Below are 9,326 nucleotides of genomic sequence, written 5' to 3'. Positions count from 1 at the left end.
GTCGGCGACGCCCGTGACGCACTCGGCGGGACCGTCGACGTCTACTGCGCCAACGCCGGTGTCGCCGCCGACGGCATCGAGCCCGGGCAGCCGCTGGACGAGAAGGCCTGGGCCCTGTCCTGGGATGTGAACGTCATGGCGCATGTGCGGGCCGCGCAGGAGCTGCTGCCCGCCTGGCTGGAGCGCGGCAGCGGCCGGTTCGTCTCCACGGTGTCCGCCGCCGGGCTGCTCACCATGATCGGCGCCGCGCCCTACGCCGTGACCAAGCACGGCGCGCTCGCCTTCGCCGAGTGGCTTTCCCTGACGTACCGGCACCGGGGTGTGAAGGTCCACGCGATCTGCCCGCAGGGCGTCCGCACCGACATGCTGGCCGCCACCGGCAGCGCGGGCGATCTCGTGCTCCGGCCGTCCGCGATCGAGCCGGAGGCCGTCGCGGACGCGCTGCTCGAGGGCATCGAGGAGGACCGCTTCCTGATCCTGCCGCACCCCGAGGTAGCCGCCTACCACCAGGCCCGGGCCGGTGACCCCGATCGGTGGCTGTCCGGTATGAGCCGCATCCAGCAGCAGTGGGAGGAGGCCCGGTGACCGAGTCCCGATACGCGGCCAAGCCCTGGCTCGGCCTGCTCAGCGACGCCCAGAAGGGCGAGATCAGCCCGGCCGGCTCCCTGGTGCACGCCCTGCGCGCCGCCGTGGCCGAGACGCCCGGCAGCGACTTCCTGGCCTACTTCGACGGCCGGCTGACCTACCGGGAGGTCGACGAGCTCAGCGACTCCGTCGCCGGGCACCTCGCGGCCCGTGGTCTCCGGCGCGGCGACCGGGTCGCGGTGCTGCTGCAGAACACCCCGCACTTCGTGCTCGCCCTGCTGGGCGCGTGGAAGGCGGGCGCGGTCGTCGTGCCCGTCAACCCGATGTACAAGTCGGGCGAGGTGGCCCACGTCCTGCGGGACGGCGAGGTCGCCGCGCTGATCTGCTCGGACCGGGCCTGGGAGTCGTATCTGCGCGAGACGGCCGCCGACTCGCCCGTGCGGATCGTGCTCACGGGGTGCGAGCTGGACTTCCAGAGCCGCGACGACGCGCGCGTGCTGACCTTCGAGCGCCTGCCGCAGGCCCCCGACGCCGACGACCTCGTGACCGTGGCGCGGGCCGGGCACAAGGCGCCCGAGGACCGTGACCCCGGCCCCTCCGACATCGCGCTGATCAGCTACACCTCCGGCACGAGCGGCACGCCCAAGGGCGCCACCAACACGCACGGCAACATCATGTACAACGCCGAGCGGCAGCGGACCGGCCTCGGGCTGCCCGAAGGGCCTGTGTACTTCGCGCTCGCGCCGCTGTTCCACATCACCGGCATGGTCTGCCAGTTCGGAGCCTGCCTGAACAGCCGAGGCACACTCGTGCTGGTCTACCGCTTCGAGTCCGGCGTGGTGCTGGACGCGTTCGCCGAGCACCGCCCGCACTACACCGTCGGACCGTCCACGGCCTTCATGGCGCTGGCCGCTCACCCCTCCGTCACCCGCGACCACTTCTCCTCCTTCCGGGTGATCTCCTCCGGGGGCGCCCCGCTGCCGCCCGCCCTGGTGGAGAAGTTCCGGGCCGGTTTCGGGCCGTACATTCGCAATGGCTACGGACTGACCGAGTGCACCGCGCCCTGCGCCTCCGTGCCGCCCGGTCTGGAGGCGCCGGTCGACCCGGTGTCCGGGACCCTCGCCGTGGGACTGCCCGGCCCCGACACGGTCGTACGGATCGTCGACGACGCCGGCGAGGAGGTGCCCTTCGGCGAGCAGGGCGAGATCGTCGTCCGGGGACCGCAGGTCGTGCCCGGCTACTGGCGCCGCCCCGACGCCACCGCCGAGACCTTCCCCGGCGCCGAACTGCGCACCGGCGACATCGGCTTCATGGACGAACAGGGCTGGCTCTACGTCGTCGACCGCAAGAAGGACATGATCAACGCGTCCGGCTTCAAGGTGTGGCCGCGCGAGGTCGAGGACGTCCTCTACACGCACCCGGCGGTGCGCGAGGCAGCCGTCGTCGGAGTGCCCGACGGGTACCGCGGGGAGACCGTCAAGGCGTACATCAGCCTGCGGCCGGACGCCGACACGGACCCGGATGCACTCGCCGCCTACTGCAAGGAGAGACTGGCCGCCTACAAATATCCGCGCCAGGTGGAGATCCTGCCCGACTTGCCGAAGACGGCCAGTGGGAAGATCCTCCGTCGGGAACTGCGTTCCCGTACGCACGGCAACTGACAGCAGAACGGAAAGGCAGGTGGCGGCAGTGCCCAGGACCACGGACTCGGACGGCACGCCCGTGCCTCAGCGGCTCCTGGCCGCCGCCACCCGGCTCTTCGCCGAGCAGGGCTACGACCGCACCTCGGTGCAGGAGATCGTCGAGGCGGCAGGCGTCACCAAGGGAGCGCTGTACCACTACTTCGGCTCCAAGGACGACCTGCTGCACGAGGTGTACGCGCGCGTGCTGCGCATCCAGCAGGAGCGGCTGGACGCCGTGGCCGGTGCCGACGAGCCGGTGGAGAAGCGGCTGCGGTCCGCGGCCGCGGACGTCGTGGTGACGACCATCGAGAGCCTCGACGACGCGATGATCTTCTGGCGTTCCATGCACCACCTCAGCCCCGAGAAGAACAAGCAGGTCCGCGCCGAGCGCCGCCGCTACCACGAACGCTTCCGCGCGCTCGTGGAGGAGGGCCAGGAGTCGGGTGTCTTCTCCAGGGCGACCCCGGCGGACCTCGTGGTCGACTACCACTTCGGCTCGGTCCACCACCTGTCGACCTGGTACCGCCCCGACGGGCCCCTCACGCCCCAGCAGGTCGCGGACCACCTGGCCGACCTGCTGCTGCGCGCGCTGCGCCCGTAGCGGCCCTCCCGCCCCGCCTCGGGTGAGGCCGTGGCGGCTCCCGGCGGACGTCCCGGACCGCTCGGGGCTCGTCAGGTACGCGTAGGTGCCGGTGAGTTCGAGCGGGCGCCTCAGCGCCGGGCCGACGCCGTCCAGGTGGAAGGCGATGCCGTTCCGGCCGGCGGAGCGACGTTGGTGCCGCTCGCGTGAGGGCCGGGGCACACGGTATGCAGGCCGGTGCCGAAGGAGATTCGTCCGGCGTCTGGAGGTCAGGGGCGCTGGCTAGGGGCGTTTCGAACGTCCTGTGCGGTGCCCGCGGTGTCCGGTGCGTGCTCTCGGCGTGCCGGACGAAAGCCTTCGTACTGGACGTACTTGGGATTCGCCGCGGTGGTCGCAGGCGACCACCGGTAGTGTCCTGGCGGCGGTGGGCGCGATGACCAGCGCGGTATCGGCCAGATGCTCGATGGCGAGGCGCGCCGTGACCTCCATGCACCGCTCCAGGTTCAGCGAGGCCAGCAGAGCGGTGGAGGTCTCGGCGAGGAACCGGGTGCGCCCGCGCTCTGCCTCCAGCTCTCCCACCGCGGAACGGTGGGCGGTCTCCTCCATCAGCCACCAGACCGTGCGGGCGCCGGCCGCTGCGGAGGGACGCGCCGAGAACGACCGGTCGCCCACCGTCCCGCTGACGGGGACCGGCTGGGTCCGATCAGCGGTGCCGAGCCAGGTGGGGGAGGACAGCGGCTGCCCGACACGCGCCGTGGGCAGCAGTGCGCCGGCCGCGTCGTTGAGCTCCGCGACGTGCCCGTCCGCGTCCAGGACCACCACCGGGCAGGGGGCGGAGGCGACGCTCACCGTGTCGGTGCGGTGCCTGGCCGGGGAAGAAGTCATGTACGGCCCCCCTACGCGTGGCCCACACCTCGCTTTGCGAAGACGGAAGAGGACTGGGCTCGATGCACGGTCCCGCAGTCCGGGTGCGTGGTGCAGCCACCGGACTCGTCCACGGCCCCACGAGGAACCGATCCGGGGCGCGACGTCCCCCGAACCCGACTCTTTACCCCGAAGGCCGGTCACGAGACGACGTTTCACATCTCGTCCACACGGGCGGCCGCGTCCGTCCGTCGACGCGAAGGGGCGGCAGGGGCGCCGGGGACAGCCCCGTCGCCGCTGCCGCCCGCGCGCGTCACACGTACCGCTTCAACTCCCGCCGGGCCAGCGACCGCTGGTGCACCTCGTCCGGCCCGTCCGCGATCATCAGCGTCCGCGCCCCGGCGTACAGCTCCGCCAGTGGGAAGTCCTGGCTCACCCCGCCGGCACCGTGCAACTGGATCGCCCGGTCGAGGATGTCCACCACCGCCCGAGGCGTGGCGATCTTGATGGACTGGATCTCCGTGTGGGCACCGCGATTGCCCACCGTGTCCATCAGCCACGCGGTCTTCAGCACCAGCAGCCGCAGCTGCTCCACCGTCACCCGCGCGTCCGCGATCCAGTTGTGCACCACACCCTGCTGGGCCAGCGCCTTCCCGAACGCGGTCCGGGACACGGCCCGACGGCACATCAGCTCGATCGCCCGCTCGGCCATGCCGATCAGCCGCATGCAGTGGTGGATCCGCCCCGGCCCGAGCCGCGCCTGCGCGATGGCGAAACCGCCGCCCTCCTCGCCGACCAGGTTCGACGCCGGCACGCGCGCGTGGTCGAAGATCACCTCGGCGTGACCGCCGTGGTAGTGGTCCTCGTACCCGAACACCTGCATGGCCCGCTGGATGGTGACGCCCGGGGTGTCGCGCGGCACCAGCACCATCGACTGCTGGCGGCGGATGTCCTCCCCGTCCGGGTCGGTCTTGCCCATCACGATGAAGATCTTGCAGTCGGGGTGCATCGCCCCGGAGATGTACCACTTGCGGCCGGTGATGACGTACTCGTCGCCGTCCCGCTCGATGTGGGTGGTGATGTTGGTGGCGTCCGAGGAGGCCACCTCCGGCTCGGTCATCGCGAACGCCGAGCGGATCTCGCCGGCCAGCAGCGGCTCCAGCCACTGCTTGCGCTGCTGCTCGTCGCCGAACTGGGTGAGCACCTCCATGTTCCCGGTGTCGGGCGCCGCGCAGTTCGTCACCGTCGGCGCCAGCTGCGGGGAGCGGCCCATGATCTCGGCGAGCGGCGCGTACTGGAGGTTGGTGAGCCCGGCCCCGTACTCGGAGTCCGGCAGGAAGAGGTTCCACAGGCCCTGCCTGCGGGCCTCGGCCTTGAGCTCCTCGACCACCGGCACGGTCTCCCACGGCGAGGCGAGCCGCTCGCGCTGTTCGTGCGCCACGGCCTCGGCCGGGTAGACGTACTCGTCCATGAAGGCGAGGAGCTTGGCGCGCAGCTCTTCGGTGCGCGCGTCATAAGCGAAGTCCATGTGGATCAGCCCTCCTGGAGGCCTTCGTGGAGCGTGGTCAGTCCGTGTCGGACGAAGACGGGGACGAGGTCGCCGATGCGGTCGAAGCCGCGTCCGACCGTCTGGCCCAGCGTGTAGCGGTAGTGGATGCCCTCGAGGATCACGGCGAGCTTGAACCAGGCGAACGCTGTGTACCAGGAGACCGCGGAGACGTCGCGCCCCGAGCGGGCGGCGTACCGCTCGATGAGTTCCGACGGCGCCGGGTGCCCGGGCGCCTCGGCGGTCGTGGAGACGGGGGACTCGGGCATGCCCAGCGGCATGCTGTACATGACCAGCAGGCCGAGGTCGGTGAGCGGGTCGCCCAGCGTCGACATCTCCCAGTCGAGGATGGCCTTGATCTGGTCGTCCTCGCCGATCAGCACGTTGTCGAGCCGGTAGTCGCCGTGCACGACGGCGGGGGCGGGGGAGTCGGGCAGCTCACGGCCGAGGGCGGCGTGCAGCTCGTCGATGCCGTCCAGGTCGCGGTTGCGTGAGGCGTCCAGCTGCTTGCCCCAGCGGCGCAGCTGCCGGTCCAGGAAGCCCTCGGGCCGGCCGAAGTCGGCGAGACCCACCTCGCCCGGGTCGACCGCGTGCAGCTCGACCAGGGTGTCGACCAGGTTCAGCACCGCGCCCCGGGTCCGCTCCGGACCGAGGGGGACGAGCTGGTCGGCGGTGCGGTAGGGGGTGCCCTCGACGAACTCCATGATGTAGAACGGCGATCCGAGCACCTCCTCGTCCTCGCACAGCAGCACCGGCTCCGGCACCGGCACGGCGGTCGGGTGCAGCGCGCTGATCACCCGGTGCTCGCGCTTCATGTCGTGCGCGGTGGCCAGGACATGGCCGAGCGGGGGCCGTCTGACGACCCAGCGGGAGGTGCCGTCGGAGACCGCGTAGGTGAGGTTCGACCGTCCGCCCTCGATCAGCCGGCCGGACAGCGGGCCGGTCGCCAGGCCGGGCCGCTCGCGGTCGAGCAGGCCGCGCAACCGTTCGAGATCGAGTCCGGGCGGGTGGTCGGGGCTCATGTGTCGCTCCTACGGGCAGGGTGGACAGTTCCCGACTCATGATGCCGACCGGTCGGTATGTCGTCCAGAGCGGGGCCGAAACGTGATCGGAGCCACGATAGGCCGACGACTCCTCACGGGAGGCGACCGGGGAGGTTTCAGCCGGTTCGTTCAGGCCATCCGGCTTGCGTGGGACCCGACGAGCCCGGAAGGTCAGAGCCATGAAGGCCATCAGCTACTCACGGTACGGCGGACCCGAGGTGCTGGCGTTCGGCGAGGTCCGCGATCCGAAGGTCGGCCCCGACGCGGTGCTGGTGAGGGTACGGGCGGCGGCCGTGAACCCCGTCGACTGGAAGGCCCGCGAGGGATACCTCGACGGGATCCTCGCCCCCGTCTTCCCCGTGGTGCCCGGCTGGGACGTCTCGGGCGTCGTCGTACGGCCGGGCGTGGCCGTCTCGGAGTTCGACGTCGGGGACGAGGTCATCGGGTACGTGCGCGAGGACTTCCTCTCCCGAGGCACCTTCGCCGAGTACGTGGCCGCGCCGCTGCGCACCCTCGCGCGCAAACCGCGCAACCTCTCCTTCGAGGAGGCGGCCGGACTGCCGCTGGTCGGGCTCACCGCCTACCAGGTGCTCGTCAAGGTGCTCCAGGTGAAGCGGGGCGAGACCATCCTGGTGCACGCCGCGGCCGGGGGAGTCGGCTCGATCGCCGTGCAGCTCGGTCTCCACCTCGGTGCCCGGGTGATCGGTACGGCGAGTGAGCGCAACCACGACTTCGTGCGGGGCCTCGGCGGGGAGCCCGTGGTGTACGGCGAGGGCCTCGGCGAGCGGGTGCGCGGACTGGCCCCCGAGGGGGTGGACGCGGTGTTCGACACCGTGGGAGGGGACGCGCTGAAGGTGTCGGCGAACCTGCTGGCCCCCGAGGGCCGTCTGGCGTCGATCGCCGACAACGACGTCGTGAACTACGGCGGTCGCTACTACTTCGTCCGCCCCGACGCGCAGGATCTCCAGCACCTGGCCGGCCTGGCGGAGCAGGGTGTGGTGAGCGTGCACGTCGACGAGACGTTCCCCCTGGAGCGTGCTGCGGACGCGCACCGGCTGAACCAGGAGGGCCGCACCCGCGGCAAGATCGTCGTGACGGTGGACTGGCAGAGCGGGGGCGAGGGCGAGTGAGGAACGGCGCCCTGAAGGGCCGGTGAGGAACGGGGTGTCCGTGCCTGCCGCGGCACTACAGGACGAGGGCGGCCCCGCACACCGCCATCGCCACCGTGCACAGCACCGCGGCCGCCGCGTGCCGGGGCGCGAACGCCACGGGGCTCGGGGTGGCCGCGAGGGTGCGGATGCGCAGGTGGGTGACGCGCAGAAGGCCCAGCCAGAGCACACAGCACAGCGCGCACGCGACGACCCCGGCCGTCGACGCCCCACCGTGCAGCACGGCCTTCACCGCGAGCACGGCGACGACGGTGCCCGACAGCGTCGTGCGCCGCCAGGCGAGCCGGGTCCGCTCGGGCTGCAGTCCGGGATCGCGGTCGGGATCCTGCCGACGGGCGGCTTGCGGCCTCACCCCTCCCACCCCACGAGCACCAATAGGACCATGGCGACGGCCACGACCGCCACGACGAGACTCAGCAGCGCCGGGAACCGTGAGACCGGCAGGTCCTCACCCCGGCGCATGGCCCGTTCACAGCGCACCCAGTGGTTGACCGCCCGCAGTGAGCACAGCACGCCCGCGGCCAGCAGGGCGAGCGCCAGCCCGACCCGCCAGGCCCAGCGCAGGTCGGGCAGGAACTGGTCCACGGCGAAGCCGCCGCCGATCAGCGCGAGCGCGGTGCGCAGCCAGGCCAGGAACGTGCGTTCGTTCGCCAGCGAGAACCGGTAGTCGGGCGTCTGGCCGTCCTCCCGGACCTCCGCGGGCGCGAACCACAACCGGACGTTCCGTACGAACTCGATCACGTGCGCGACCCTACCCGGGAGCCCGGTCCGCCTGCGCTTCAGCCGGCCGACCGGAACGCCTTGAGCCGCTCGTACGCCGCCAGCCCGTCCGGCACCCACTCCCAGTCGGTCAGGCGCCGCTCGACCTCGGCCTCGGACAGGAAGTCGTACCAGCCCACCTCTTCGACCTGCGGCCGTACCGGGAGCTCGCAGCGGACCTCGTAGACCGCGGACCACCAGGTCCGGCCGGAGCCGTCGTCATAGAGGAACGTGAAGAGGTGCCGCGGCTGCGGCAGACCGCTCACGCCCAGCTCCTCCTCGGCCTCGCGCAGGGCCGCCGTGTCGTAGGACTCGCCCGCGCCGACGACTCCGCCGACGAACATGTCGTGCAGGGACGGGAAGACCAGCTTGGTCGGGGTGCGCCGGTGCACGAAGATCCGGCCCTCGGCGTCCCGGGCCTGGATGAACACACAGCGATGGCGCAGCCCTCGGGCGTAGACCTCGCCGCGCGGGCACCGCCCGACGACCCGGTCGTTCTCGTCGACGACGTCGAGGATCTCGTCAGCAGTGCTCATGTCCTCATCCAAGCAGGACACGCGCCCCGGGCGGCGCGGGGTCCGTCAGGGCGAGGCCGGGCTGACCGCGGGCGCGGCCACCCGGGCCCGCTCCACTGCCCCGTGCGGCATCGCCGGATGCAGACCCAGCAGCACGATCCCGGTGACCACGGCCAGCAGGCCACCGGCCTCCCAGCTCAGGGCCACCGCGTCGGTGCGCAGCCGGTCTCCCAGAAAGCCGACGCCGCAGACGATTCCGGCGAGCGGCTGCGCCGCGGTCAGGGCGGGCAGCGACTTGCGCAGGGACGCGGTCTCGAACGCGCTCTGGACCAGGACCAGCCCGGTGACGCCCAGTGCCAGCACCGCGTAGGGCTCCCAGCCGGTGAGCAGCTCGGCGAAGCCGCCGTCGACGGCCTTCTGCCCGCTGACCCTGGTCAGCGCGTCCTGCACGCCGTAGAGCAGCCCGGCGGCCAGGGCCAGCAGCACTGGGCCGGAGCTCAGCCGGGACCGCTCCGCTTCCCCGTCACCGGCGAGCGCGTCCGCAACTACGACGGCCTCGGGGGCCAGCTCCTCTTCGCCTACC

Annotated in this window: 10 protein-coding genes and 2 pseudogenes; 5 read left to right on the top strand and 7 right to left on the bottom strand. The window is 72.0% G+C overall.

Translation table 11 applies throughout. From position 1 onward, the window contains the following. The 3 genes from ABZ281_RS23785 to ABZ281_RS23775 form a co-directional block, all read left to right on the top strand. Positions 1-585 (top strand): SDR family oxidoreductase (locus ABZ281_RS23785; protein ID WP_356658447.1); only part of this gene is annotated, 585 nt, incomplete at its 5' end. Next, on the top strand, positions 582-2,246 hold the full coding sequence (locus ABZ281_RS23780; RefSeq protein WP_356658445.1) for an AMP-binding protein: 1,665 nt from the start codon (positions 582-584) through the stop codon (positions 2,244-2,246). The genes ABZ281_RS23785 and ABZ281_RS23780, both read left to right, overlap by 4 nt. 28 nt (positions 2,247-2,274) lie before the next feature. Beyond that, positions 2,275-2,868 carry a TetR/AcrR family transcriptional regulator gene (locus ABZ281_RS23775; RefSeq protein WP_356658443.1) on the top strand — a complete coding sequence of 198 codons (594 nt, stop codon included), beginning with the start codon at positions 2,275-2,277 and terminating at the stop codon, positions 2,866-2,868. 261 nt (positions 2,869-3,129) lie between these two features. On the opposite strand, the gene ABZ281_RS23770 is transcribed toward ABZ281_RS23775, so the two are convergent. From ABZ281_RS23770 to ABZ281_RS23760, 3 genes are all read right to left on the bottom strand, one after another. After that, positions 3,130-3,732, bottom strand: a complete 603-nt coding sequence (locus ABZ281_RS23770) for a hypothetical protein (protein ID WP_356658441.1) — start codon at positions 3,730-3,732, stop codon at positions 3,130-3,132. Positions 3,733-4,024: 292 nt separating this feature from the next. Beyond that, positions 4,025-5,239, bottom strand: coding sequence for an acyl-CoA dehydrogenase (locus ABZ281_RS23765; protein WP_356658439.1), 1,215 nt, complete (start codon positions 5,237-5,239; stop codon positions 4,025-4,027). 5 nt (positions 5,240-5,244) lie between these two features. After that, the gene (locus ABZ281_RS23760) at positions 5,245-6,279 is read right to left on the bottom strand and encodes a phosphotransferase family protein (protein ID WP_356658437.1); all 1,035 of its coding nucleotides are present in this window, start codon (positions 6,277-6,279) and stop codon (positions 5,245-5,247) included. 200 nt (positions 6,280-6,479) lie between these two features. Between ABZ281_RS23760 and ABZ281_RS23755 the strand changes: the two genes are divergently transcribed. Then, a complete protein-coding gene (locus tag ABZ281_RS23755; RefSeq protein WP_356658435.1) occupies positions 6,480-7,430 on the top strand; it encodes an NADP-dependent oxidoreductase in 951 nt (316 codons plus the stop codon). Between the two features lie 55 nt (positions 7,431-7,485). On the opposite strand, the gene ABZ281_RS23750 is transcribed toward ABZ281_RS23755, so the two are convergent. The 4 genes and pseudogenes from ABZ281_RS23750 to ABZ281_RS23735 form a co-directional block, all read right to left on the bottom strand. Continuing rightward, on the bottom strand, positions 7,486-7,821 hold the full coding sequence (locus ABZ281_RS23750; RefSeq protein ID WP_356658433.1) for a DUF202 domain-containing protein: 336 nt from the start codon (positions 7,819-7,821) through the stop codon (positions 7,486-7,488). Next, positions 7,818-8,210 carry a DUF202 domain-containing protein gene (locus tag ABZ281_RS23745; protein WP_356658431.1) on the bottom strand — a complete coding sequence of 131 codons (393 nt, stop codon included), beginning with the start codon at positions 8,208-8,210 and terminating at the stop codon, positions 7,818-7,820. Before ABZ281_RS23745 ends, ABZ281_RS23750 begins: the two co-directional genes overlap by 4 nt. Positions 8,211-8,248: 38 nt before the next feature. After that, positions 8,249-8,764 carry an NUDIX domain-containing protein gene (locus ABZ281_RS23740; protein ID WP_356658429.1) on the bottom strand — a complete coding sequence of 172 codons (516 nt, stop codon included), beginning with the start codon at positions 8,762-8,764 and terminating at the stop codon, positions 8,249-8,251. Positions 8,765-8,809: 45 nt separating this feature from the next. Beyond that, positions 8,810-9,259, bottom strand: a pseudogene (locus ABZ281_RS23735) (DMT family transporter); the annotation flags it as partial. On the opposite strand from ABZ281_RS23735, the pseudogene ABZ281_RS23730 reads away from it, so the two are divergent. Continuing rightward, positions 9,257-9,326 (top strand): annotated as a pseudogene (locus tag ABZ281_RS23730) (DUF6421 family protein); the annotation flags it as partial. The pseudogenes ABZ281_RS23735 and ABZ281_RS23730 sit on opposite strands and share 3 nt — an antisense overlap.

Origin of the sequence: Streptomyces sp. NPDC006265 (assembly GCF_040613555.1) — a bacterium.
In the GTDB taxonomy this organism is placed as follows: Bacteria; Actinomycetota; Actinomycetes; order Streptomycetales; family Streptomycetaceae; genus Streptomyces.
This window is presented reverse-complemented; position numbering and strand designations above follow the sequence as displayed.

Bases quoted from the DNA above. Each gene is read 5' to 3' on its own strand.
- ABZ281_RS23760 (WP_356658437.1), bottom strand. From the start codon at position 6,279: ATGAGCCCCGACCACCCGCCCGGACTCGATCTCGAACGGTTGCGCGGC.
- ABZ281_RS23765 (WP_356658439.1), bottom strand. From the start codon at position 5,239: ATGGACTTCGCTTATGACGCGCGCACCGAAGAGCTGCGCGCCAAGCTC.
- ABZ281_RS23770 (WP_356658441.1), bottom strand. From the start codon at position 3,732: ATGACTTCTTCCCCGGCCAGGCACCGCACCGACACGGTGAGCGTCGCC.
- ABZ281_RS23740 (WP_356658429.1), bottom strand. From the start codon at position 8,764: ATGAGCACTGCTGACGAGATCCTCGACGTCGTCGACGAGAACGACCGG.
- ABZ281_RS23755 (WP_356658435.1), top strand. From the start codon at position 6,480: ATGAAGGCCATCAGCTACTCACGGTACGGCGGACCCGAGGTGCTGGCG.